Here is a 25,473-nt window from a genome sequence, read left to right as displayed (position 1 = left end):
CCAAACGAGTTTGAAATTATTGGCTGATTTGATTTAGGTAATCCATATTCAGTTCAATACCTAAACCCGGAGCATTGCTCACTGCAATCATGCCGTCAATGATTGGCGGCTCATTCAGGGTTAGGTTTTGTGTTAGTTCACCTTGCCAGAATTCTTGATGTAAATATTCAATGTAGTGATCGGTTTTCATCGCGGCGCCAAAGTGGCGGGCTGCTGCTGATGTAATCCCTGTTTTCCAGTTGTGCGGCATCAAAATCGCATTGTGATATTCACATAGCTCTTCAATACGGAGTAGCTCCGTAAGGCCACCGCAACGATTGTAATCGGATTGAACCACGGAAATGCCAGTCGTATTTAACCACTCTTGTGCTTCAAAACGTGTGGTTGACATTTCTGCGCCACATAGACGAGTTGAAAGACATGCCGCAAGCTTCTTATGACCAATCAGGTCATCATGTTGGAGTGCCGCCTCAACAAAATAAAGATCGATATCTTTGAGCTGATCAAATGTCCAGCGTGCCGCTTGCCAATCGTGCCAGCGGTATAAGCAATCGACCATCATATCAATATCATAGCCAAGTAGATTGCGCAGTTCGCGAAGATACCAGACGATCTCTCTATCGGTCGCGGGACAGCTAGGCATGATGCACACTTTGACTGCTTTAGCGCCAACCGCTTTTGCCTTGTCGAATAAGGCGGCATAAGCATCGATGATCTCTTGTAGAGTGGCATCAGATGATACGCTAGGGTACAGAGTAAAGTATGGCGTAATTTTATCGCGATTCTTACCACCCATCAGTTGGTAGGCTGGTACGCCAAGCTGTTTACCAGCAAGGTCATACAGCGCCATGTCGATACCAGAAATAGCAAACATACCCAGACCGCGCATGCCAACCCATCGAGTGGTGTCGTACATGTTTTCCCAGATTGAACGGAACGCCATAGGTTCACGGCCAATTACGGCTTCTTTGATATTTTTTAGCCATTTATGCTCAGTTTCTAATTCAGCAAAAGCTTTCATAACTTCAGGAGAACCATCAGCTTCGCCGATACCATAGATACCGTTTTCATCAGTGACTTTTACGATGACGGTATTTTCACTCCAGTTTGTCGCTTCGACATTGACTGGGATAAATTCAACAGAGGTAATTTTTGCTACAGACATTGTTATGCCTCAACTCGGTTTAGTTCAACAGTTTGCTCTTTTGCTTGTGCTGGAGAGGCGACTGTCTGGGTAAATAGCTCAGGGTGGTCGCGACGAATCCACTTCATCAAACAAACCACTAGCATGAAGTAAAGAACGATCATTGGTAGGCCTACGACGACACACATTGACTTGATGGTATCGATACTTCCGCCCATAAAGAATGCTGCCATTGATACTGCACCAATGCCAATTGCCCAAATCATACGTACTGAAACATCAGGATCCGCATCGTGGTCTAGTTCTTTGGTCGTCATCATTGATACGGCCATTGCTGCTGATGTCATTGTTGTCGACATTAGGAAGAACTCTACGATTAGGAATGTAACCAGAATGATTCCGCCAAAAGGTAGAGACTTAATGGTTTGAATAATCGCGCTAGAGACACCTGATTCAGTCATCCATTGCAGAATTGGCAGTGCGCCAGTGATTTCGTTGAATACTGAGTAGCTACCAAAAATGGCGATAAAGAACGAACAGCCAGCAGAACCAAAGGTAATCGTTGTTAGTACCAATTGCTTGATAGTACGGCCTTTAGAGATACGAGCAAGGAAAACGCCCATCATGACCAAGTACGCAAAATACCAAGCCCAGTAATACATTGTCCATGCTTGTGGGAAGCCGGATTTTTGTACTGGATCTGTCCAGAAACTCATACGGATGTAGTTGTTAAACATCACGCCTAAGCTGTCAAAGAAGTAAGAGAAGATAAACGCAGTTGGGCCTGAAATTAAGATGATCAAACCTAGTGCGAAAGCGGCGTAAACGCAGGCATTAGCAAGTTTTGAAACGCCTTTTTTCATACCTGCGAACATAACTAGCGCATAGAAAGCGATGAACAGAACAATGATACCAACTTGTACTTCGATACCATTTTGGATGCCTGTTAAGTTTTCAATACCAGCACCAATTAGGTCAACAGCGAGACCCATTGAAGTAGAAAATGCGCCGAGTGTACCGAAAATAGCGACGATATCGATGATATAACCGACGACACCCTTAGCATGCTTTTCACCGATGATATCGACAAGTAGCTGGCTAAGACGAAGGTTACGACGTTTCATCTTATGCAAGTAGTAAGCGAAGGGTACTGCTGGTAAGCAGAAAATCGCCCAACCTGTTGGTCCCCAATGGAATAGCGTGTAGGTGATAAGCTATTGCGCCGCTTCCGGTGAGCCTTGTTCTGCGAACATCGGAGGACTTTGCATATAGTACATCGGCTCGCCGACGGCCCAGAAAATCAGTGCGGCGCCAACGCCAGCAGAGAAAATCATAAATGCATAGCTTGAATAGCTAAATTCAGGCGTGTCTGAATCTGTACCCAGTTTGATGTTACCAAAACGGCTGAATGCAAGGTAAAGTAGGAACACCAAAGATGAGAAACCAGCAAGCTGAATAAACCAACCAATATCGTTCGTTACCCATTTCATACCAGCGTTTGCAGCTGCGCCTGATTGTTCAGGGAAGAATACAGCGAGCCCGAGTGCCAAAAAAGTAAAACTTATGGCGGGCCAGAACAGTTTGTGATCTAAGTTATTGAAATTCATTGCAATTCCTTGCTTATTATAATGTGCTGCCGTTTTCGATCATTGTGGCGCGGATAGCAGACACATCGAGATCTCGAATAGCGGTATTTGTATTAATGGCTTGTACCGCAGCAACCCCTGCTGCGTGGCCAAGTTCAAAGCATTGTGCGGTCACGCGTGCTGATGCGAGAGCTTCGTGCTCGGCACTTAGGCAGCGGCCTGCGACAATAATGTTCTCACCGATGATAGGAACAAGAGTGTGGAATGGGATGTCGTAGTAATCGTTCAGTAACCAGTGCAGCTTAGGTTTGTCACCAGAGTGCAATTCGATTGGCCAAGGGGTACGACAAATACCATCTTCACGTTTGCGGCAGTTGACCACATCATCGTTAGTCAGCGTTTCTACACCAACAATCGAACGAGTTTGACGAATACCGACTTCCACGCCGGTATCAACCACGTAAGCATCTTCACAGCCTGGAACATAGTCATTAAGGAATCGTGCGTAGTCACGAACTTGACGACGACCAAAAATTTCCGCTTCAGTGAAATCTTTCGGATCGATAACGTTCAATGTGCGACCATCTTGACCCGCTAGACGTGTAGCGTTCACCATAAGCTCGTTAGGACGAGTGGTAGGGAAAATCCAGATTTTATGACGTGGAAGATCGTAGTTACCGGTTGCATTCGCCGCGAGGATGTTCTCGGTTACTTTTGGCGGACAGATGGTATCTTCACCGTAGTACGCCAGGTACTTATCCATATCTACACCCGCATAGCGGAAGAACATGGTTGGGTTTTGAATACGGCCATTATCACCGAAGTAGTAATCCATACCTGCACGAGCAATCACGGCAGCATCACCTGATGCGTCGATGATTTGTTTGCTTAGGATGATGCTTTGGCCAGCGTTAGATTCGATCACAACACCTTTAAATGCATCGCCATCCATGATCACGCCAGTTACTGCGGTGTGGAATAACGTCGTCACACCCGCTTGCTCTAGAAGATCATCGGCAACTTCACGCCATACCAATGGATCGTGCGTGACCGTAAATGTTTTGCCGTAAACTTGCGGAGGCGTTACGCCACCACGTTTTTCTAATTCTTGACGAAAACGTTCAGTAAAACCGAACACAACCTGCTCTGGTTGGGCATTTTCATCTTCTGTCGCCATGTACATGCCACAAATGGTGCCAGATAGGCCTGCAACCGCTGCACCACCGCAAAATCCATATTTTTCAATCAGCCATGTGTCTTTACCCATACGACCAGCTGTTTCCGCTGCGGCTACACCTGCAGGGCCACCACCAATGACCAATACCTCGGTTTCAGCCAAGATTGGCAGCTCAGGTAGAGACTCATAACGACGGATAATATTCCAAGATTTCATTGCTTCCTCACTAATAGATGACTGATGTTCATCTGATATATCAGTTGTATGTTTTTAATATATGCTGGTATTTTTTGTGGTACAATTAATTTGGTCTTTATTGTGAGATTGCTCACTAAACAATTTATCGAGGGAACAAAAGGGAATGACAATTAACCCCGTAAATAAGAATGAAGTTGCTTATCATCAGCTAGAAAAAATGATCATTTTCCGCGAGTTAGAACCGGGAAGTATGGTGAGTGAAAAGCAATTAGCGGAAAATCTTGGTTTAGGAAGAACGCCTGTTCGTGAAGCGCTGCAGCGCTTGTCTTATGAGCGAATGGCGGAAATCCACCCGCGTCGAGGCATTCAAATTCCACCGATTTCTGTGGAAAGCCAATTGAAAATATTAGAAGTGCGCCGAGACATCGAAGCGTTGTGTGTTCGTTATGCCGCATCGCGTGCCAGTGTCGAAGAGAAGCAGCAAATGTTGCAACTGGCGGATGATCTTGAAATTTGCGCACAGAATCGAAATGATTTGGAATACGCAGAATTACTGAAAGAGATTCATATCTTATTGGTCAAAGCGGCTGATAATGAATATCTCGAGTTAGCCATGGCCCCATTGCAAGGTCTATCGCGCCGTTTTTGGTTTGCTTATAAAGATGAAGGGCAAGATTTGGTTAAAGCCTCTTCTCTTCATGCGAGTGTTTTACGGGCAGTAAGCCATACGGATGCGGAAGAAGCTGTCGCGGCTTCGCATCGGTTGAATGATTATCTTACTGACGTCGCTTATCGCAGTATCAAACCGCGCAAGTAAGTCTACGTTGCTGGTTCTCAGGCTAAACGAACGAGCGGCACAAAATAGAAAGGGCAGTCCAATGGACTGCCCTTTGTGTTTCTATCGACTGGCCATTATCGGTGTAATGGCGGTCTATGAATCGCTTAGAAAATCAGATGCGCAACACCCGCGATAACCGGTAGAGTGATTAACGTACGCAAAATAAAGATCGCAAACAATTCAAAAATGTTGACTGGGATTCGGCTACCAAGCAGTAGAGCACCCACTTCAGACATGTAAATCAGCTGAGTCACTGACATCGCCGCAATCACAAAACGAGTCATTTCACTGTCGATAGACGCCGCTAGGATTGATGGGATAAACATATCAGCGAAGCCAATCACGATAGTCTTAGAGGCTGCCGCCGCTTCTGGTACGCCCAATAGTTCTAGATAAGGTACAAACGGTTGACCTAAGAACGTGAAGACTGGCGTATATTCAGCCACGATCAGCGCCAAGGTACCCAAACCCATCACAACAGGCAGTACACCAAACACCATATCGACGGCGTTATGTACACCTTCGGTAAGAATGGTTTTCCAAGATTTAACTCGGCCCGCTTTCAGTAGTGCTAACTCCATGCCCCAAGTAAAGCTAGAGTGGCCTTCAGGAATCGCATCGGCATCGTGCGCAGGCTTAGTACCATCAATAAACGTGTCTTTCTTGTAGCATAGCGGTGGTAAGCGAGGAATGATGATCGCAGCCACAAAGCCCGCTAAACAAATAGCCGCATAGAAAGGCAAGAACATGTGTTCTAGCTCAACTTGAGCAATCACCACTAAGCTGAAAGTAATGGAAACCGCAGAGAATGTGGTACCCACGACAGCAGCTTCACGCTGAGTGTAGAATTTGTTTTCGTATTGTTTGCTGGTGAGAAGAATACCCACACTGCCATCACCAAGCCAAGATGCCATACAGTCAATCGCACTACGACCTGGAAGGTTGAAAACAGGGCGCATTACTTTACTTAGCAACGTACCAAAAAGCTCAAGCAAACCGAAGTTAAGCAGCAGTGGCAAGAGCAAGCCGGCAAAGATAAACACTGAAAATAGCGTCGGTAATAGGCCTTCTAATACCATGCCGCCTGTATTTTGTTCCCAAACCGCTTCTGGACCGACTTGGAAATATGTCATTACGATCGCCAAACCACCAAGAACACGAACGGCTAACCAAAGAGGAGATGGATTAAACAATCCATTTAAAAATGCGCTGTTAGCAATAAATGTTGGGTTTTTTACACGACAAAGTAACGAGGCTGCCGCCATAAACGCCACGATGGCGGTAACAATCTCAATCAGAAAATCACCAAACAAAGCTTGGATAGATTTCGCTAAGATCGCGACAGGAATGGTGATATCACCGTTGTAGCTCACAGGAGCCATGAAAAGGAAGACACCAATGAGCGATGGGATGAAGAAAACCCAAAAGTTGCCTTTTGTATGCTTTTCGGTGGTTTGAGTACTGTTTTTCATTAAAAATCTCGTGTTACAACTCGTCAATATACACCGACTCCTTGGCATATATATTCACTAAACATCCGTATTCAGTCATTGGCAGCAAGATTACTGGTTTTCTCTGGCTATCGCAAGACTATTCAATAATCTTCGCTAACTATTCACGATTAAATCTTTATTTATTCCGCAATCAAGGTCTTATGTGTTGCAGTCGCGCTATGGTAGCGTTGGGCGTTGCCGTGTTTTTAGTCGCATAGAGTGGCACGCGTGATAGGTTGAATGTAGACGAAGATAACGTGACGGACGAGTGGTGTTGGTATACCGCCAGTAGTGACTATTTATTTTTCAATTACTTGCCGAGGATGGCCGAAAAGACACAAGGCGTTTTGTGTCTTATTTGAAGGGGGCTGTGTGTCGTTATCGTTATTGCACGATGCTTAAAGGGCCATGCTTGCGCTCTGCGTCATCACTCTTGGTGAGAAGATAAAAGAGGCAACGCTAATCGGAGCGTGTTTGAAAAAGGTAGAACCAATAGGCAACGGCCAAAATAAGTGCGAGTGCAATTGGAGCCATTAACGAGGCGATCGCATAAAGGTTGAACAGTTTCGCGCCAGCAATGCCGCCCAAAAGGAATCCAGCAAAGATAAAGAGAAAGAGTTTGGCTTTACGATAGTCAAAACGCTCACCACGTAAACGAGCGCCAATCATAATACCGAGATCCGTAATAATACCGGTCATATGCGTCGTGCGAACAACCGCGCCGCTAAAGGTCGTAATCATCGCATTTTGCAAGCCACAAGCTGCGGAAGCTAAATACTGACCCGATTTCATGTTCTGCTCTAGCAGCAGATAAGCGGCAAAGAGTAAACCGGCTTCAATACACAGAGCGACGCCATATCGACGTCCCAACTTGAGCGCAGTATTTTCAATAAAGACACCGCTGAGCGCTGCGCCTAATAAGAAACTCAACAGAATCATAAAGAGATGGCTACTCATGCCATCAAGGGATTCTATACTGGTGCCCAGCAAGGTGACGGTGCCAGAGATATGCGAAACGGCTTGGTGTTGAAAACCAAGTAAGCCAATCGCGTTGACTATTCCTGCAAGAAGGGCAAGTAGGAATGCTCCGTATTCCACCCAGCGTGGTAGTCGAGAAATCACAAATTTACTCCGAAAAACTAGGCGTGAATTATAGCGCTGGTAAGAGCAGTTCGATAGTGAAAATTGGATTTATAACGCGACTATTGGATTGCGTCTATTTGGTGATCAAATTTTACCCAACCTTTTTTATGCTGCTCATAAATAGAGAAGCTTGGCTGAGGAAGATCGTGTTGTTGGAAGACCCCGGCAGGAATAATGATGTTGTCTGGTGTGAGAGAAGACGTCAGCAATAGCGTTGTGCCGCAACGCGGACAAAAAGAATAGCAAACGTGATTTCCCGAGTCGCTTAAACGTGTGTACTCCGTTAACTCACCACTGTGGCTTACTTGAGATTTGTCAAACTGAGCTTGCACCCCAAACACACTACCGGTTCTTTTTTGATATTCGAAGCAGTGGCAAATGGCGGTCTGCAATGGCTCTCCGTGACAGATGAGATTTACTTGCCCACAACGGCACTGTGCAATGCGTGTGATTGGCTGAGTGAGAGTGTGATGTGAAGCGAGTTGCGCCATGGTCAATCCTTGAGATAACAAATAGTGACTGTTAAAGTTTACCTTATCGCTGGCTGTTTGAGATCAGGGCATTGAAATGAAGAAACGTCGATTACCCATCCCTTTGATTTTGTTAACCCCAATCGTCTTACTTGTGATCGTCATTGTTGCTGGTATCTATCGTTTTAGTTTGGCAGATGAAACCATTTTAGCGAAGTTCTCCCAGCAAGAAAAAAAGCAGGCACCAAGTCCAGATAGTGTCATGCAGCAAGTGTTTGATATTAATACGCCCAATCCGTGGACGATCAGCGTGCCTGAAAGCCATGTCTTTGCGTTAATTAAGCAAGTCGATGATAAACAGGAATGGGCGAGTGGGTCGTATGACTCCGGCTCAGATCGTGGCCAAGTGAGTGTGAATGTCAAACAATGGCTTATCGAAAGTGCTCAGCAACACTATCTCTCGGTAATGACGGTTTCCAATCAAGGTAGTGGCGTATTTTACTATCTTGCCAGTTTTGAATATGACAATACGCGTCAGCGTTTGTTGTTGAACAATGCGATATTGCTTGGTGATCGAATAGATATTGAGAACGTTCGCTATAGTGATGCAAAAGTACAAATCGACTACCGTCAGCATGGGATCGATCAATCTTTTGCTGACATCCCCGCCAAGGTGATGAAGCAACAATATCGTTTAAACAACGAGCAAGAGATTGTGACGATTCCTTGAGCTGCTGGTTGTTTATAATCCATTAATTGCTTATATTAAATACAGAATTTTCTTGTTGTTAATGGAGTAAAGCATGATTAATAAACGTTTCTTTAAAACTAAGGACGAAGTGGAAGTAACGTTTGAGTTACCGAGCGATCAGGTGGGGCAGTCAGCGTGTGTCGTTGCCGATTTTTCTAATTGGCAGCCAATCGCGATGAAAAAAGTCGCGAAAAGCCAATCGTATAAATTCAAGACACGTTTGCCTAAAAATCAACAGTTTGAGTTTCGTTATCTGGTTGATGAGAGCCAATGGGTCAACGATCCAAGTGCTGATCGCTATACCCCAAATGGTTTTGGTGAAGACAACGGTTTACTGACGACTTATCAATAATAAATTCAATATGTTGGCATAGAGCCACTCGGTAAGTTAGACATCAATAGGCGCTTTACGGCGCCTTTTTTGATCGCATTCTTAGTATCACAGGGTGACAAAAGCATTAGAAATCCGTAATCTTATAACGATTTTTTTCCACATATTTATGTGGATTTTTAGCATGTATTTTATGCATTAATGAATAATTAAACTGTTATAAGGTCAAACTGTGCAAGCAAGAACAATAAAAGCGCGCGTTTTCGAGCTTTCGAAGCGCAAGAGAATGATGCTTTTGAGCTTACCTGTCGTCGCGATTTTTGCATTAACGACGTTAGATGGCACATCGAATAAAATTCGCACGATTGATCTTTCTCTAACCGACACAGAATTGGTCAATAGCTTTCTCAATGAGACGATTGAGGAGGTGAACATGCCCGATTTTGAATACCATATTCAGCCTGGTGATAATCTAAGTTCGATTTTTGAAAAATTGGATTTACGCTACGGTGACATGATGCGCATCATGGAAACGGATCTCAACTTCCTCGCACTTGATACCTTAAAGCCGGGCGATATCTTACGTTTTTGGCGTGAGACTGAAACCACCCACCTTAGCAAGATGGAGTTAGAATTTAACCTCGTTGAGCGCGCAGTTTACACGCGAACGGCTGAGGGCGATTATGACTTTACCGATGTTAAAATTCCTGGGGTGTGGAAAGAATTCGCCTTAGTGGGTGAAATTGACGGCAGCTTCTCTCAATCGGTAAACCGTTTAGGTTTGGGCAACAGTGAAATTGAACAAGTTGTCACGTTGCTAAAAGATAAGATTAACTTCTCTCGTGATTTACGTGCAGGAGATAAATTTGAAGTGGTGCAATCGCGTCAGTATGTTGATTACAAATTGACAGGAAATCGCGAGATTCAAGCCATTAAGATTTTGAACCGTGGTGGCGAATACACCGCGTACTTGCATGAAGATGGCCAGTATTACGATAAAAATGGCGAAAGCTTGCAACGTGCATTTCAACGAAAACCTGTGAATGGGCAATATCGTTTAAGCTCGAATTTTAACCCGCACCGTAAGCATCCGGTCACGGGGCGCGTAACGCCTCACAATGGTACGGATTGGGCAACACCAGTCGGTACGCCGATCGTTTCTACTGGTGACGGCGTGGTCATCATGACCCGTAAGCACCCTTATGCGGGTAATTACGTGGTGATCCAGCATGGTAGTACCTATAAAACGCGTTATCTGCATTTGAGCAAAATATTAGTGCGTAAAGGTCAGAAAATAACGCGTGGGCAAAAGATTGGATTATCTGGTCAGTCAGGTCGTGTTACTGGTCCTCATATTCATTATGAGTTGATTGCACGTGGCCGCGCGGTGAATGCGATGACCGCGAACATTCCGATGGCGAGCTCCGTCTCGAAAAAAGAGATGCCCGCTTTTGTTGCTCGACGTGATGAACTCGATAACATGATGAAACAAAAAGAGATGCAATTAGCGAAGCAAAGCGAAGACAGCACCTCTGGCTAAACAGACGAAGAGCCCATGATGGGCTCTTTTTTTCGTCATACCGTATGCAAATAAACGCGAACGGAGCGTTCGGTTGACACGGATAATGCGTCATTGCTAATGATTATAATGTCATCTGATACTGGCGCGGGGTTAAGCCAAATTGTTCTTTGAATCGCTGGGTGAAGCGCACTTCAGATTGATAGCCGCAGGCAAGTGCCGTATCCATCTGACTAAATTTTCGCTGCAGTAAACCCAGCGCATGAGACATCCGAATTTCGGTCAAGATATGACGAAAGCTGGTTTCTTCTGCTGCGAGCTTACGGGTTAAGGTGGCGCGACTCATCGCCAAATGCTGAGCGGCGACGTCGATTTTATGGTCATCCCCGGGTGCGGCGCTTAAATAGGTTGCGAGCTTATCGCGGACTTGCTGATTATCACTGGGGAACAGTAGATGCAACGCGCCGATGTGGCGAAGTTCGGTATAGAATGCGAGCAACAACTGTTGCTGAGTCTGCGTGGAAAGCGCTTTCGTCTGCATGTCGCAAATTATATCAAAGCAATAGCGCAGTGACTCACTCACTTTCACCATCGGCACTGAGTGGCTAACCGCTTCCTCTTGGTTTAGCCATTCTGCCGGAGGCGGTTGGAAAAAGGTGACCGCTCGGGCGTTGAAAGCATTTTGCTTTGGGGTATTAACGAAAGTGAGATACTGGCCTGCGGGTACAACAAGCCAGTTAGCACGATTGAACTCATAGGATTGATCTTGCCACCACAGTTGTTTGTGGCCTTGTTCTACCCAATAAAGAGTGGGGGCATGAATGAACACGTTGCGCAAAGGCTGCTCTCGCTTACCTTGGAAGTGTGTGATGTGCAGGAGTGATTTATTCATGCCTTTAGTCCTATTCTCTCACCTTGGTCGCTTTACTCGTTGACGTAAGTGGCCGTGATTTTGGCTTTATCCAGCGCCGTTGAATTTAACATGAAGCCGATCAGCGCATTCGATGCACCTTGTGGAATTTCAAGTTTCTCTGTTGGTAAAGCGAAGACCGTAAATTCGTAGCGGTGCATCCCCGCACCTTTTGGAGGACAAACGCCGCCAAAGCCTTTCAAGCCGTAGTCATTTTTCATTTCATCAGCTTTGATGGATTTGCCTGAAACGCCTCGCTCTAGCGTCGTAACGTTTGCCGGAATATCTATCGCCACCCAGTGCCACCAACCGCTGCCTGTTGGTGCATCTGGGTCATAAGCGGTAATCGCGAAGCTCTTCGTTCCTTCTGGAATTTCTTTCCAGCTCAGTTGTGGTGATAAGTTATCACCGCTACAGCCAAAGCTATTGAAAGCAAAGGTATCGGCGATGCGAGAGCCTTCCTGAATATCTTGGCTGGTTAATGTCATTGCTGAGCTAGCAAATGATGCAAGAAGCAATACTGGTGCGAGTTTGATAAATTTCATCTTAGTTCCTTTTTTGTTTCGGCTACAGGACTAATCATAGAAATAAATTCAGGAAAAATGATTACCTAAAAACTCATTGTTTTACTTATTTTAGTCTTTTTGAGTTTTTTGGTAAATACTGGTGGAATTTAGAGGCGAATGCCTTCTACCTAGGACGAAATAAAGACATCGTACCGTTTATCCCCATCCTTCCTTGATGGTGCAGCGGTGCTGACGGACGTTCTTAAACCTCATCACATAGCGAATCTATGCCCAACAGCGTATCGAGCTCAAAGAGTCTGTTTGCTTATCGGCATCTTCAAGTGTTTGGGTATACGGAAATACAAACGAAGAAAAGGCGAACACTTGGGGGCAGCGTTCGCCTTTTTATTTATCGTTCAGTCAATATTCAATCAATATTGATTAGAGCGGATTAGCTTGCTTGATACTCAGGGTAGTCAAGTAAGCCTTGCTCTGCGCCTCCGAACAGTGTCGCCGGATCATGCGCGGCAAGAGGGTAGTCGTGCTTGATACGACTTGGTAAATCCGGGTTAGCAATAAATGGACGACCAAAGCCAACCATGTCTGATAATCCTGATTCTAAAGCGAGAGCCGCTTTCTCAGTATTGTAGCGGCCAGCATAGATAATCGTACCCTGATAAGCCTCACGTACCGCGTGTTTGAAATGTGCCGGGGTATCCGGTGCGTCATCCCAATCGACTTCTGCAATGTGCATATAAACCACATTCAGTTTATTCAGTAGTGCTGCGGCTGCGGTGTAAGTTTCTACCGGCGTTTTATCAACGGTGCCATTTAATGAGGTGAACGGCGCAAGGCGCACACCGACGCGATCGGCACCGATAGCGGCAGTCATTGCCTGCACAACCTCACCTAAGAAACGTAGGCGGTTGTCAATTGAACCACCGTATTCATCAGTGCGATTATTGGCTTCTGAGTCGATGAATTGGTTGATCAAATAACCATTTGCAGCGTGTAATTCGATGCCATCAAAACCTGCTTCAATCGCATTGAGCGCTGCTTGGCGATATTGTTCGATCACTTGTTCAATATCGTTTTTATCCATTTCGCGTGGTTCAACAACATCAACAAAACCCGGTGCGTCGCTGCCATTATCAATGAACACTTTCACATTTTCTGCTTTTAGTGCGGATGATGAAATAGGCTGCTCACCGCCAATATTGTCGGGATGCGTCACGCGGCCAACGTGCCAAAGTTGAGCGAAAATCGCGCCACCTTCTGCATGAACGGCATCGGTCACCTTTTTCCAGCCTGCGATTTGCTCGGCTGAGTAAATACCCGGTGTCCAAGCGTAACCTTGTCCCATTGCTGAAATTTGGGTGCCTTCTGCCACAATGAGGCCCGCTGATGCACGCTGTGCGTAATAAGTTGCCATCATATCGTTAGCAACATTGCCCGGTTGGCTTGCGCGAGAGCGCGTCATTGGCGGCATAACAATACGGTTTTTAAGTGTTAACGAACCTAGCTGAATAGGTTGGAATAATGCAGTTTTCATGATGACACCTTATTTGCTGGTTTGAATCAGTTCGATGGCGTAGCCGTCAGGATCTTTAATGAATGCGATGTGTGTTTCGCCCCCTTTTAGTGGGCCTGGTTCACGCGAAATATGCCCGCCAAGTTGGCGAATGTGATCGCATGTGGCGTAGATATCTTCGCAACCGAGAGCGAGGTGGCCAAAGGCGGTACCTAAATCGTATTGGTGGGTATCCCAGTTATAGGTCAATTCAATCGTGGTGCTATCGGGTTGATCTTCAAAGCCAACAAACACCAGCGTGTAGCGGTACTCGGTGTTTTCCATTCGATCTAACACGGTCATGCCTAAAACGTTGGTATAAAACGCGATCGATTTTTCTAGATCAGCGACACGGATCATCGTATGGAGAAATTTCATTATTCACCTGCGTATAAATGAGTCTGGGAAACGCTCTGAGCGTTGCGATGTGACTAAGATAAAGGTTTATTGATGCGGTTTGAAATTATCACTAATTATAATGTTGATAATTTTTTGTTATGACAAACCAAGAAGCGAGAAGCAAGAAGCAAGAAGCAAGAAGAAAAGGCAGGGACAGGGGGCTTGGGATTCGAGGGGCAGAGAATAAAACCGTAGAAGCTAATCGAGTATTAAGCAGAGCCGCTGTGGTCATACTTAATACTCAACAAGTGCACTTGAAAGGCGTTTAAGTGGCATGCCCCATGGCAGAGAAAGGGGTGCCCGCTTTACGTTTTCTTGGCGCGAGTGCCATGATAATACCAAAGCATGCGCCTTGGGTGATCATGGCGGTACCACCGTAGCTGATAAACGGCAGTGGGCTTCCCATTACGGGTAGCAAGCCACTCACCATGCCCATATTGATAAAGGCATACAGCATAAAGCTCATCGACAACGCACCAATCACGAGGCGGCCATAGGCAGAATCACTTTGGCTAGCAATCCAAAGCGTACGACCAGCAATAAACAGATAGGTACAAATCAGCGCAACACTGCCAATGTAACCCCATTCTTCAGCGAAGGTAGAGAAAATAAAGTCAGTATGGCTTTCAGGAATGAAACCAAGTTGCCCTTGAGTGGCATTCATATAGCCTTTTCCACGAATACCGCCAGAACCGATGGCAACGAGTGACTGAATGATTTGGTAACCCGATCCTAATGGGTCGGACTCAGGATTTAGAAACTGAGTCACGCGCATTTTTTGGTAGCTCTCCATAAAGAACATCCACAAAACGGGAATGGCCGTCGCGACGATACCAATGACCGAAGCAATAATTTTCCAGCTCATGCCGCCCAGAAAGAGGGCAAACAATGAATAGATCACGGTAAAAATCGCACCATCTAAATCTGGCTGAATCACAATCAGTCCCGCAGGGATCGCGGTTAGCGCTAAACACAGGCCAATCTTTTTAAATGTCGGCGCGCCTGGGTCTTTCGCGATCATCCATGCGGTCATCATCGGCACTGCAACCTTGACGAGCTCTGATGGCTGGAAGCGAATCGGTCCGAGCGCTAGCCAGCGTTTTGAACCATTTGTCGCATCACCCGCCACAATCACGGCTAAAAGTAGTAGCACCGTGAATATGAACAAGGGTGGGGCGATGTCACATAGTTTTTTGGCGGGCACGGCAGAAAGCACCACCAATGCGCCAATAGCAATGAATGCTCGCGCTAAATGACGTTGCAAGATTGGTTCGCTAAAACCACTGGCAGTCCAAACACTAATGCTACCTGCGGCGATCAAAAAACAGATGGCAGCAAGGAGTGGGAAATCTAATTGGGGGCGAACACGCAACACAGGTGATACATCGAAAATGAATAATGAGGCGAAATTTAATCCTGATTGATAGGAAAGACAATAAACAATTGCCCTAAGAAAGCTAAGTTTTCAATATATGTGGGATTGTTATGAGTCACTTAGCAGAACCGCGATGCGGCTAATTGATGAAAAGTGGGGACTTTTTACCTCAATCCTAGCTTTTTAGACCCTGTTCTATTTCTATCGGCTTCGTCGTGTTGTGATTTTAGAAAAAGAAATGATGAGAAAAGTGCGGTAGCGCAACAGAAAAGAGACTCGTGCATGGGTAATCCGCTTATTGCTCACGACGGGAATTTATAAAAAAAGGGCAATTATTGCGATTGAGCATGAAGAGTGAGCAAAAAAGTCCGGTTAATTTTCGATCGGATAGAGGAAATATGCAGCTAGGAGGTTGAAACTTAGACATTCATAACATTATTGAACAGAAAGCCCTTAAAAAAGTAAAAAAAAGACTATACAAAAAACGAGCAGTGGTTATCATACCGCTCAGTTGTTCAAAGAGTTATTAAATGCAGCATCAAGTACAAGTAAAACCTCGAGTACCAAAACATAGTTTTTGTAGCTAGGCGTTTCCCTTTTATTTTAGCGTAACATGATATAATTCAAGAAGTTAACATTCTGTTAACGATGAACTCTTCTTAAATTAAATAAATAAGGGGCATAAAATGTCTAACTCAATCACTGGTACAGTAAAATGGTTCAACGAAACTAAAGGTTTCGGTTTCCTAACTCAAGATAACGGCGGCGCAGACGTATTCGTACATTTCCGTGCTATCGCTTCTGAAGGTTTCAAAACTCTTAACGAAGGCCAAAAAGTGTCTTTCGAAGTAGAGCAAGGCCAAAAAGGTCTTCAAGCTACTAACGTTATCGCTCTATAATTTAGCGCTTACGTAAGAATAAATAGAAGGTCGCCTCGGCGGCCTTTTTTGTGTCTGCTCCATAGATATCGTCACCGCTTTAGCTTCTCTTCTCTTGTTTCTCCTCGCGCGCGTCGCTGAACGATTCCGTTTGATGCCAGCGAAGGTTTAGATTCTACCCGTTTGAACACCCCTTCGATTGGGATTCCATCCCCTTAATTCTATTTTTGTGCTTGTACAATTTCTTCGCTTACCCAATGGAGCAACTGTTTGATCGCTCTTGATAAGACTTGATTTTGCCTCACGATATAGCCAAGGCTCGTCGTTGGAAATTGAGGCAAAGGTGTGATCGTGGTTTTTAAGTTCAGTTTAGGGTGTAAAGAAAACTCAGGAACAATAGCCACACCAAACCCGGCCTCAGCCCAGTCAATTTGTGCATCAACACTGCCGACTTCCATGATTCGATAAGTGGGTAGGTTTAATGTGGGTAAAGCAAGATCAAGAAGATCGCGAGTTCGAGTATCGTGGCCAAGCAATATCAATGTTGGCTCTTCTTGGTTTGTGGCTAAACCTTGCTGCCATGCTTGCAAACCATCACCTAAAGCACACCATCTAACCTGCTGTAACTCGGTAAAATGCAGCGGCTGACTCTCTTTTTGCGCCATCACAAACCCTAAATCCGCTTTTGCACTTTTGACCAGCTCAGCCGCTTGTGAAGAGGTGGTGTTGAGTAGCGACAAATCGATACCAGGGAACATTTTCTTAAACGATTGAAAGGGCGAAATCAGCAGTAAGCGCGAGATAATATCGCTAGCGGCAATTGTCAGTGTTCCTTGGCACAAATCGTTGATCGCATTGAGATCGGCTTGGCATACTTGCAGCTCCATCAAGGTGTTTTGTGCGCTCTCTAATAACCGTTCCCCCGCTTGTGTGAGCCGAAACGGATTGCGTTCAATCAACTTAACTCGAGTGCTTTGTTCAAGCTGTTTGAGGTGCAAGCTCACATTGGGCTGGGTCATATGCAGCGCATTGGCGGTTTTACCAAAGTGTTCCAATCGTGCTAACACCACAAACGTATTGAGCCAGTTGAGATCTAACATATTTGTCCTTTAATGAGGCGCGGTTTCATCACAGAGATCACTATTGCCCATATGAAATTCTTATCAGGGTTATAATGATAATTAATTTTTCTTATTTTGAGTGAATGTTTAGGATAAGTCTATCGCTTTTGAGGAGAGTTAATTATGTCGTCTATTGTTGTTGTTGGTGCTAACTGGGGTGATGAAGGTAAAGGCCGAATCGTGGATTATTTGGCAGACCAAGCTTCTGCAAGTATCCGTTTCCAAGGCGGTAATAACGCCGGTCATACGGTTGTGAATGACTTTGGAACCTTTAAATTACACCAACTGCCAAGCGGCGTTTTTAACCCAGACTGTATCGCCGTTCTTGGCCCGGGCATGGTGATTAGCCCTGCATCGCTGTCGCAAGAGATCGCGGAAGTTGCAGAGTCAGGTGTGAACGTAAAACTGTGTATTTCTGATCGTGCAACGCTATGTTTGCCGCTACACGCACTAGAAGACACGCTTGAAGAGTTACGCTTAGGTGATAAAGCTTACGGTTCAACACGTCAAGGCATTGCGCCAGCGTACGGCGACCGTGTTATGAAAAAAGGCATTCTTGTGGGGTGGCTAAAACAGCCAGAAGTGTTGGTTGAGCGTATTCAATTCATGATGGATTGGAAACTGCCACAGCTTCGCGCGCTTTACCCAACATTTGAGTTTGAACAAACGGCACAAGAGATGGCCGATTGGCTCCTTGACGTTTCAGCGCCTTGGCGCGATGCGATTTGCAACGTCACTTTGCCTCTTAAAGAATTACAAGCAAAAGACAAAACGCTGTTGTTTGAAGCGCAATTAGGCGCTGGCCGTGATTTAGTTTACGGTGAATACCCATGGACGACCTCATCGAATGTTGTGTCAATGTACGCGGGTATCGGTAGTGGTTTGCCTGCGCTTCGTCCAGAGCGTGTGATTGCCGTCGCGAAAGCATTCAGTTCATCGGTTGGTACGGGTACGCTTATCACCGCCATGGAAGAGCAAGATGCATTCCGTGAACTTGCCGGTGAGTTTGGTGCCACAACGGGTCGCCCGCGTGATATGGGATACTTTGATGCCGTTGCGACTAAAAACGGTGTAGAGCTACAAGCGGCGACAGAAATCGCACTAACAAAAGTGGACTGCCTAACCGGTCTTAACGATCTTAAGATTTGTGTGGCTTACCAAGGCGATCACAGTGAGAACCCAATTTGGCCTCAAACGGCCGCGCTAGCACCAATCTACGAGAAAATGGAAAGCTGGAGCGAAGACATTACCGGTTGTCGTCAGTTTGAAGAGCTTCCTGTCGCGGCACAAAAATACGTGTTGCGCATTGAAGAGCTAATGGGCGTGCCAGTGAAGATGGTTTCAGTCGGCCCTGGCCGTGAGCAAATGATTGTCCGTTAATCATCAAGTACTAACCATTGTTCGCGAATGATGATGCTTAACAGCATCCATAAAGAGTCGGCCCAAATAGGTCGGCTTTTTTATTGGCATTGCACCGTGCAACAAACAAAAAGGCCGCATATTGTCACGCAGACATTGCGGCCTTTTGATTAGGGTAGAAGCGTCGAACGTATGTCTTCGGCGCTTATTTATTAAGCTCTTGCGTGTTCAGTTGCTCTTTTGCTGCTTCGACTTTTGAAAAGTCTAAGCCTAACTCTTCAACCGCTTCTTTAATGAGCGCAGGGTTTTGCATTACTTGGCCCATAAGCAATTGCAGTTTGTCTTGTGGCAAACCTAATTGGCTGATTGTTGCCATTGCTGCGAAAGGATTTTGAGTCAGAGTTTGGAAAATATCATTGATCTGTTGATCACTGATGTTGTTCTCTTTCAACAGTGCAATAATTGGATTCATTACATTACCTATTCAATACCAAATAAAATCGACAGGCAGTTTAACATTGACTGACGTTGAAGAGTACTACGAACCTGTCTTGCCTTGGTGATTGTTCTGCCGGACGACAATGGCATAAAAGAAAACAGGCGCAGACGAAAGTGACGACCGTACTATCGACATTTTTCGTTTTGGATTGCCGCTTTTTTCGCCATGTAAAAACCAACATCACGCTATGTGACATTCAATACCCAATATACGCGTTAAAGTTAATGCCGATAGGTGTATGACAGCGTAGACTAAAGTCAGAGATTAAATCCAAGCTTGAGCAGGAGAATCAATAATGACTCAAAAAACAATAACAATGGAAGTTCCCGTCGCGATCGCGGACAGAGTGCAGGCATTGGTTGAGGCTCATATAGCCAAAGAAAAATTTAACGCGGAACGTAAGGTCGTCGTTAACAACTTCCTTGCAATGGATGGTCTGAGTTGTGAGATGGCGGTTTATAGCTTATCGCAGTCGGAGCTTCTTGATACGCTAAGATTTGTCTATGAAATTTCAGGTACGAATAGTCGATTTGTGAAAAACATCCTGACCCAATCAAGAGACAACCCTCAAAAAGCACTGTCAGACGCACAACGCTCATCAGCGAAGAGCCTGTTGTTCAATCTACTGAATGATCCTTCTGTCGTATCCGCAATGAAAGAAAGTAATTAGTCTCAATGCGATAGACCGCCGTTGGATAAAAAAGACAAACCGAGGTTTGTCTTTTTTTATTTCATCGTAGCGAGCGTAAAAGCACGGCATCGTTTATGCGCTGCATTATGGCTGTCTTACGTTTGTGCCATTCCTTGCTAGGGATACAACCTGAAGACCGCTCGCCGATTTCAACCGACGGAATAATCTTCAATCCATTCGAGTTATAAAGGTTTGCTCGTCATCCACAAAAGCCACGAAACCGCCGTAATAAATAAACACCCGACCACGCCCTTCAACGAGACACGCAAGCTGTGGGTTCAAATCTTCTTCAAGATCTTTACTTTGATACGTGCCGGTATCGGTGATCACGCCGCGGAGTGTCGGTAAAAATCCATAGCGGCGCTTGGCTTGATCAATCAGGCTCAATTCACTGGCGGTAGAGAAGTAAGATAGGATTGGGCCAGCATCTTCGATAAACATCGGTTTCAGTTCTTCAAAAGCTGTAATCACCAGCCAGTCGATGCCGTTTACGTGATGGATAAACATTGTTTATAAATACCTAGTTCTCGATAGTTCTGATGCGCAGATTCTAACACTATCAGGGGCCAAACGTAGCAGGGATTTTCACGGCATAAAGATTCAATATCGCCTGCGGACAGCTCTATATAAGCGACCTAGCGATAGAGGTAAAGAGAGAAAAAAGAGAGATAAACAGAGAGATAATGAGAGGAAAATTGAACATAAACGGGAACCAAACATCCATGTCTGGTTTCAGCGTTTTGACTGAGCGGGACTAAATTAAAGCGTACGACCCACTTCAAAGCCATCCCAGATTGCGGCCATGATCGTTCTCGCTTTTTGGCTGTCACCGATATTGAATACCTCATCAACGTCCAGTTGATTCGCCAGTTCTTCATGCAAGTGATCTTCCGCTTTGTAGCCAAGCGCGAGTACGACGTGATCAGAAAGCATTTCGACACTGCTGTTTTCAATGTTTAGACAAACGCCCGTATCGGTGATTCGCTCTAATCGTGTTGAAGTAAGAACGTTCACTTGTTCTTTGGCTAGAAGCTCTTTCAACATCTGGTAGTTAGCAAAACAGGTGCCGTGAGGGCCTCCAATGATATCGTCTGATGCTTCAACTAATGTGACCGCTTTACCTTGTTGAGCCATCCATAGAGCGGCTTCTGCGCCAACTAAACCGGCACCAATCACACAGACTTTGTCGCCAGTGATTAGCTCAGGGTTCATCAACATGTTCTCGGCAACTAAAACGTGCGGCTTATCTTTTCCTTCCAACCAGTTAGGTTGAGTTGGGCGAGAGCCTGTAGCGAAAATAACACTGTCTGGCTTTTCGCTTTCAATCGATGCTTTGTCTGCCGCTGTGTTGAGTTTTACGTCTACATTATGTCGAGTCATTTCACCGCTGAACCACTCAATCAAGGTTTTATCATCATGCTTGAATGGAGGTTGGCTACCTGGGATGACATTGCCACCCAGTTGGCCGCCTTTTTCGAAAAGGACTACGTCATGTCCGCGCTCAGAAGCAATTCTAGCGGCTTCCATACCCGCAACACCACCACCGACAACGACGACCTTTTTGGTTTTGTGCGTTGGTAGTAATCTGAACTCGTCTTCTCGTCCACAGCTTGGGTTAACCGCGCAAGATAGGTTACCCACTTCAGCCATACGACCTAGACAACCAAGGTGACAAGATAAGCAAGGACGAACTTCTTCAAAACGACCTCGTCGGATCTTATTGACCGTGTCTGGATCAGCGAGCAGAGGTCTACCCAGTGACACACCATCACAAATACCATTTTGAACCGCATGCGAAGCGAGGTCTGGGTTTTCCATACGGCCAGCCATTAATACGGGAATATCGACCACTTCTGAAACGGCTTTGCAGTAGGGTTTGTACATGCCCGGTTGGAAGTAGTTTGGCGGGTGATTCCAGTACCATGAGTCATAGGTGCCGGCATCAACGTTCAAGGCATCGAACCCTGCGCTTTCCAGATATTCAGCCGCTTTGAGGCCTTCTTCCATATCTCGCCCCACTTCTTCGGAGCGCTCGCCCGGAAGGATACCTTGGCCGAACCCTTTCATATTGCCTTTAACGGAGTAGCGCAGTGATACCGGGAAGTCTTTGCCACAAACAGCTTTGATACCTTCAACAATCTCTACCGCAAAGCGATAACGATTTTCGAAGCTGCCACCGTATTGGTCTGTACGTTGGTTGAAAAATTCCATTGTGAATTGGTCAAGTAAGTAGCCTTCATGAACCGCGTGTATTTCTACACCGTCAAAGCCTGCTTTTTGGGCAATAGCCGCCGACTCAACAAACTTAGAGATGAAGTATTTTACTTCTTCAGTGGTCAGTTCACGGTGTGTGATTGAAGGGTCGAAGCGGTTCGGCGCTTCAGAAGGCGCAATGGATTTGTCTTCAGGAGTGAAGCCCGGAATGCAAGAGCGGCCCCAACCCGCGGTGAGCTGTGCGAAAATTTTAGTGCCGTAGGTATGAACTCGTTCGGTCATCTCTTTGGCGCTGCGGATATAAGCGGTTGGGTGGTTGGTTGGGCATGGAAGAGAAGGCATCGGGAACTGTTCAAGTTCATTTTCGACCATTTGCACACCGGTAATGATCAGGCCTACACCACCACGTGCGCGAGCGACGTAATACTCAACGCCACGGCTATTGTACGCACCATCACCATCGACACAGCCTAGGGTGCCCATCGGGGCCATTGAGTAGCGATTCTTTAGCTTTAACGATCCGATCGTCATCGGTTCAAAAAGCACGTTATGCTCTTGTTTTAACATAATCTAATCTCCAATAATTGAATGCATTGGGTGTCAACCAAGCAAGTACTGGTGATATTAAAGCAAGAGATTAACCCGCTAACTTTGCATTTTAGGACAAAAGTTTTGCCGAATATGCCATCGAAAGTAACGTTGATTTAGATCAGTCTTTACCTAGGCGATATTCTGACTTCGCCTTAATTTTATTGGACTTAGCCCTGTCCATCTCTTAAAGGCGCGTGAGAAAGTGCTCAAATCAGCAAAGCCGAGTTGGTAGGCAATCTCGGTCATGTTGATGTGTTGGTCTTCTAGTAAGTGCAGGGCCTTTTCTAGCTTGTATTTTTCGACTACGCCTCGATAGTTTGTGTTGAGTTCAGCAAGCCTTCTATTCAACGTTCGGATGTTCATGTTGAGCGACTGAGCAAGGCTCTCACCCGAAACATTCTCTAAGTTATTCGCTTGATTGAGCGCATTGTAAATCTGAAGAATCAGGTCACCTTTCTTTAAGGACTCCGCGTCTTTTCTCAGCAGATTCAGTGCCGAAAAATAGATCCCTTCATCGTAATTATCTAAAGGCTTATGCAGATGCTTTTTATCGATCGCGATCTTTCTTATTGGGTGTCCGGCGGTGATTTTTGTTCCCGTTAACCGCTCAAGCTGTTCGGTGCGCTTGGGAGAGAATTTATGCTCAATCAATTTGACGCTCACATCGATGTCTTCGCTGAGGATCACATGCTTGATGATGTAAATGAGCGTGGCGATCAGCATCGTTACACCAAGGTAGGTGACATGGCTTTCTTGGCTTAAAGGCTCGCTGTTGAGCACCCATAACTCGGCGCTACCTTGTTTATTTTCTCGATATTGGAGCCGGATAGGCGACGCAATAATGAACGAAAATTCGGCTGCGGTTTTTAGCATCGCCTCGAGGTTGGGAGCGGTCCATAGTGCTAGGGAATAACTGCCAAAGGTTAACGGATTAACGTGCTTCGCGGCTCTTACAGGGATCAGCTCATCATCGGTATATTCACACAGTTTTACTAACTCTTCCCGAAGGTCGTGGAAGTGCAATCGTCCATCTGAATTCTTACGCTTCGGCGGAAAAAACTGGTTCTCCACTTGATGCTCTTTTGCTGTTAAAGCGAGCAAGGCTTGCCAGCCAGCGTGAACCGAAAGGGAGTTATGAAAGCGTTGTTGTTCCAATGCCATTTTATGCCCTTATAAACCGGATATGTGATCAAAAACACAAAGTGATTAATTGTCCAGAATAGTGAATTTCTTGTCCTGAATTGCAAAGTTAAAGCCTAGGGAAATTGTATTCTGAATACCGTGAAAAGGATATTTACCTGTACCCTACGTTCATGCATAACATACAAGTTTTGGTTTTAATGGAAAAGTAATATTCAAAATTTTGCCTGTTATGCAAAGTATAATGAGAACTACATTATGAATAATTGGCAAGAGATCCATCGCGAAAAACTACTCTCGTTAGAGTCTGCAGTCGGCAAACTCGCTTCCGGTGACAAAATCTGGGCAGGTGGCTTACTGTCCATTCCAGTTGTTTTTCTAAAGGAGTTAGATAAACACCTCGACCTATTCAGTGATTGTGAAATCTACACAGGTTTGATGACCACGCCCTTCGAGTTTTTGAAGCCTCAATACCAAAATAACTTCAAGCATATCAGCCTGTTCATGGGGCCAATTGAAAGAAAGCTGCAAGGCAATGGCAACATTGAAATCACGAATTTTCATTTCTCTAATTTCGAAGATATTTTTGAAAAACTGCAGCCGAATACCGTGGTTGTTGAAGTAACACCACCGAATGAAGACGGTTTTGTCAGCTTAGGCGCGTGTGGTGGCGTCGCAACGAAGGTGGCACTGAAACATGCCTCTAAAGTGATTTTTGTTGTTAATGAACAGCAACCTTTTATCGGCAATCAAGACAACATCGTGCATGTCGATTGTGCCGACGCATTAGTCGAAGGCCATCATAGTATTGCATCACCTAAAGCTGGCCAGCCTTCAGAGCTGGAGACCGAAATAGCAAAACACGTCAGCCCGTATGTTAAGGATGGAATGACGGTGCAAATTGGTATTGGTACCATCTCCAATGCGATGGGCATGGCGCTTCGTGACCGTAAAGATCTGGGTGTTCATACAGAGATGTTTACGGAATCTCTCATGGAGATGTGTAAAGCCGGTGCGGTGTCTGGCACTAAAAAGAATCACATGCCGAACAAAATCGTCGCGGCTTTCGCGGCGGGCCCTCAAGAAGTCATGGACTTTCTGCACAACAACCCAGACATCGAGATGGGCTCAATGAGCGAAGTCGTTAACCCGTATGAAGTCGCTAAGAACGATAATTTTGTCTCTATTAATACGTGTTTGATGATCGACCTTGTGGGTCAAGTGGCATCTGAAGGGGCAGGCTTTAGCCAGATTTCGGGATCGGGTGGTCAGTTAGATTTCGTACGCGCAGCGAACATGGCGAAAAACGGCGTCAGCATCTTAGCCTTGGCAGCAACGCGTGAAGGCAAAGACGGCTTAGAGTCGAATATTCGTTTGTCATTGCCAGTGGGCACGCCGATTACCACGCCTCGTAACGATGTGCATATTGTGGCGACGGAATACGGCTCGGTGAACCTGCGCGGTATGACGGTCTCTGAACGCGTTCATGCGTTAGCGAACATCGCACACCCAGATTTTCGTGAGTCGTTACTGGCGGAAGCAAAACAACATGGCTTAGTGAAGTAGGAGG

Annotated in this window: 23 protein-coding genes and 1 pseudogene; 8 read left to right on the top strand and 16 right to left on the bottom strand. The window is 45.6% G+C overall.

Annotated elements, in window-relative coordinates; translation table 11 throughout:
* Nucleotides 1–16: 16 nt before the first annotated feature.
* From OJ16_RS15655 to OJ16_RS15645, 3 genes and pseudogenes are all read right to left on the bottom strand, one after another.
* The gene (locus tag OJ16_RS15655; protein WP_040992182.1) at nt 17–1,165 is read right to left on the bottom strand and encodes a mandelate racemase/muconate lactonizing enzyme family protein; all 1,149 of its coding nucleotides are present in this window, start codon (nt 1,163–1,165) and stop codon (nt 17–19) included.
* 2 nt (nt 1,166–1,167) lie between these two features.
* Nucleotides 1,168–2,751 (bottom strand): annotated as a pseudogene (locus tag OJ16_RS15650) (BCCT family transporter).
* Between the two features lie 16 nt (nt 2,752–2,767).
* On the bottom strand, nt 2,768–4,123 hold the full coding sequence (locus tag OJ16_RS15645) for an FAD-dependent oxidoreductase (protein ID WP_040992181.1): 1,356 nt from the start codon (nt 4,121–4,123) through the stop codon (nt 2,768–2,770).
* Between the two features lie 145 nt (nt 4,124–4,268).
* Between OJ16_RS15645 and OJ16_RS15640 the strand changes: the two genes are divergently transcribed.
* Nucleotides 4,269–4,922 (top strand): GntR family transcriptional regulator, encoded by a 654-nt coding sequence (locus OJ16_RS15640; RefSeq protein WP_040992180.1) that lies wholly within the window; start codon nt 4,269–4,271, stop codon nt 4,920–4,922.
* 125 nt (nt 4,923–5,047) lie between these two features.
* Here the strand turns inward: OJ16_RS15640 and OJ16_RS15635 are convergent, their stop codons facing one another.
* From OJ16_RS15635 to OJ16_RS15625, 3 genes are all read right to left on the bottom strand, one after another.
* Complete coding sequence (locus OJ16_RS15635) at nt 5,048–6,415, bottom strand: YjiH family protein (RefSeq protein ID WP_040992179.1); 1,368 nt, start codon at nt 6,413–6,415, stop codon at nt 5,048–5,050.
* Nucleotides 6,416–6,895: 480 nt separating this feature from the next.
* Nucleotides 6,896–7,558 (bottom strand): YoaK family protein, encoded by a 663-nt coding sequence (locus OJ16_RS15630; protein WP_040992178.1) that lies wholly within the window; start codon nt 7,556–7,558, stop codon nt 6,896–6,898.
* 80 nt (nt 7,559–7,638) lie between these two features.
* Nucleotides 7,639–8,070 carry a GFA family protein gene (locus OJ16_RS15625; protein WP_040992177.1) on the bottom strand — a complete coding sequence of 144 codons (432 nt, stop codon included), beginning with the start codon at nt 8,068–8,070 and terminating at the stop codon, nt 7,639–7,641.
* A 76-nt stretch (nt 8,071–8,146) separates the two neighbouring features.
* Between OJ16_RS15625 and OJ16_RS15620 the strand changes: the two genes are divergently transcribed.
* The 3 genes from OJ16_RS15620 (at nt 8,147) to OJ16_RS15610 (ending at nt 10,671) form a co-directional block, all read left to right on the top strand.
* Entirely contained in the window at nt 8,147–8,779 is a 633-nt protein-coding gene (locus OJ16_RS15620) for a hypothetical protein (RefSeq protein ID WP_040992176.1), read from the top strand.
* Between the two features lie 73 nt (nt 8,780–8,852).
* Nucleotides 8,853–9,152 (top strand): isoamylase early set domain-containing protein, encoded by a 300-nt coding sequence (locus OJ16_RS15615; protein WP_040992175.1) that lies wholly within the window; start codon nt 8,853–8,855, stop codon nt 9,150–9,152.
* A gap of 265 nt (nt 9,153–9,417) precedes the next feature.
* A complete protein-coding gene (locus tag OJ16_RS15610) occupies nt 9,418–10,671 on the top strand; it encodes a peptidoglycan DD-metalloendopeptidase family protein (RefSeq protein ID WP_040992174.1) in 1,254 nt (417 codons plus the stop codon).
* A gap of 103 nt (nt 10,672–10,774) precedes the next feature.
* Here OJ16_RS15610 and OJ16_RS15605 read toward each other — a convergent pair whose 3' ends face one another.
* The 5 genes from OJ16_RS15605 to rodA all read right to left on the bottom strand — a co-directional run bounded on the left by OJ16_RS15605 (nt 10,775) and on the right by rodA (nt 15,410).
* Nucleotides 10,775–11,542, bottom strand: coding sequence for a helix-turn-helix transcriptional regulator (locus OJ16_RS15605; protein WP_040992173.1), 768 nt, complete (start codon nt 11,540–11,542; stop codon nt 10,775–10,777).
* A gap of 32 nt (nt 11,543–11,574) precedes the next feature.
* Complete coding sequence (locus OJ16_RS15600) at nt 11,575–12,105, bottom strand: YbhB/YbcL family Raf kinase inhibitor-like protein (RefSeq protein ID WP_040992172.1); 531 nt, start codon at nt 12,103–12,105, stop codon at nt 11,575–11,577.
* A 412-nt stretch (nt 12,106–12,517) separates the two neighbouring features.
* Nucleotides 12,518–13,618: an alkene reductase gene (locus OJ16_RS15595; RefSeq protein ID WP_040992171.1), complete on the bottom strand. Its 1,101-nt coding sequence runs from the start codon at nt 13,616–13,618 to the stop codon at nt 12,518–12,520.
* 9 nt (nt 13,619–13,627) lie between these two features.
* Nucleotides 13,628–14,014 carry a lactoylglutathione lyase gene (gene gloA / locus OJ16_RS15590; RefSeq protein WP_040992170.1) on the bottom strand — a complete coding sequence of 129 codons (387 nt, stop codon included), beginning with the start codon at nt 14,012–14,014 and terminating at the stop codon, nt 13,628–13,630.
* A 286-nt stretch (nt 14,015–14,300) separates the two neighbouring features.
* The gene (gene rodA / locus OJ16_RS15585) at nt 14,301–15,410 is read right to left on the bottom strand and encodes a rod shape-determining protein RodA (protein WP_040992169.1); all 1,110 of its coding nucleotides are present in this window, start codon (nt 15,408–15,410) and stop codon (nt 14,301–14,303) included.
* 686 nt (nt 15,411–16,096) lie between these two features.
* On the opposite strand from rodA, the gene cspE reads away from it, so the two are divergent.
* Nucleotides 16,097–16,309, top strand: coding sequence for a transcription antiterminator/RNA stability regulator CspE (gene cspE, locus OJ16_RS15580; protein ID WP_040992168.1), 213 nt, complete (start codon nt 16,097–16,099; stop codon nt 16,307–16,309).
* A 200-nt stretch (nt 16,310–16,509) separates the two neighbouring features.
* On the opposite strand, the gene OJ16_RS15575 is transcribed toward cspE, so the two are convergent.
* Complete coding sequence (locus tag OJ16_RS15575) at nt 16,510–17,388, bottom strand: LysR family transcriptional regulator (RefSeq protein ID WP_040992167.1); 879 nt, start codon at nt 17,386–17,388, stop codon at nt 16,510–16,512.
* A 144-nt stretch (nt 17,389–17,532) separates the two neighbouring features.
* On the opposite strand from OJ16_RS15575, the gene OJ16_RS15570 reads away from it, so the two are divergent.
* The gene (locus OJ16_RS15570; protein WP_040992166.1) at nt 17,533–18,789 is read left to right on the top strand and encodes an adenylosuccinate synthetase; all 1,257 of its coding nucleotides are present in this window, start codon (nt 17,533–17,535) and stop codon (nt 18,787–18,789) included.
* 184 nt (nt 18,790–18,973) lie between these two features.
* On the opposite strand, the gene OJ16_RS15565 is transcribed toward OJ16_RS15570, so the two are convergent.
* A complete protein-coding gene (locus OJ16_RS15565; RefSeq protein ID WP_040992165.1) occupies nt 18,974–19,240 on the bottom strand; it encodes a DUF2999 family protein in 267 nt (88 codons plus the stop codon).
* 322 nt (nt 19,241–19,562) lie between these two features.
* Between OJ16_RS15565 and OJ16_RS15560 the strand changes: the two genes are divergently transcribed.
* Nucleotides 19,563–19,937 (top strand): hypothetical protein, encoded by a 375-nt coding sequence (locus tag OJ16_RS15560; RefSeq protein ID WP_040992164.1) that lies wholly within the window; start codon nt 19,563–19,565, stop codon nt 19,935–19,937.
* A 189-nt stretch (nt 19,938–20,126) separates the two neighbouring features.
* Here the strand turns inward: OJ16_RS15560 and OJ16_RS15555 are convergent, their stop codons facing one another.
* From OJ16_RS15555 to OJ16_RS15545, 3 genes are all read right to left on the bottom strand, one after another.
* Nucleotides 20,127–20,465 carry a hypothetical protein gene (locus OJ16_RS15555; RefSeq protein ID WP_040992163.1) on the bottom strand — a complete coding sequence of 113 codons (339 nt, stop codon included), beginning with the start codon at nt 20,463–20,465 and terminating at the stop codon, nt 20,127–20,129.
* Between the two features lie 252 nt (nt 20,466–20,717).
* A complete protein-coding gene (locus tag OJ16_RS15550; RefSeq protein WP_040992162.1) occupies nt 20,718–22,739 on the bottom strand; it encodes an oxidoreductase in 2,022 nt (673 codons plus the stop codon).
* A gap of 153 nt (nt 22,740–22,892) precedes the next feature.
* The gene (locus OJ16_RS15545) at nt 22,893–23,924 is read right to left on the bottom strand and encodes an AraC family transcriptional regulator (RefSeq protein ID WP_040992161.1); all 1,032 of its coding nucleotides are present in this window, start codon (nt 23,922–23,924) and stop codon (nt 22,893–22,895) included.
* Nucleotides 23,925–24,161: 237 nt separating this feature from the next.
* Here OJ16_RS15545 and OJ16_RS15540 point away from each other — a divergent pair, with 237 nt between their 5' ends.
* Nucleotides 24,162–25,469, top strand: coding sequence for an acetyl-CoA hydrolase/transferase family protein (locus OJ16_RS15540; protein WP_040992160.1), 1,308 nt, complete (start codon nt 24,162–24,164; stop codon nt 25,467–25,469).
* Nucleotides 25,470–25,473: the final 4 nt, after the last annotated feature.

Origin of the sequence: Vibrio renipiscarius (assembly GCF_000827885.1) — a bacterium.
Taxonomy (GTDB): Bacteria; Pseudomonadota; Gammaproteobacteria; order Enterobacterales; family Vibrionaceae; genus Vibrio; species Vibrio renipiscarius.
This window is presented reverse-complemented; position numbering and strand designations above follow the sequence as displayed.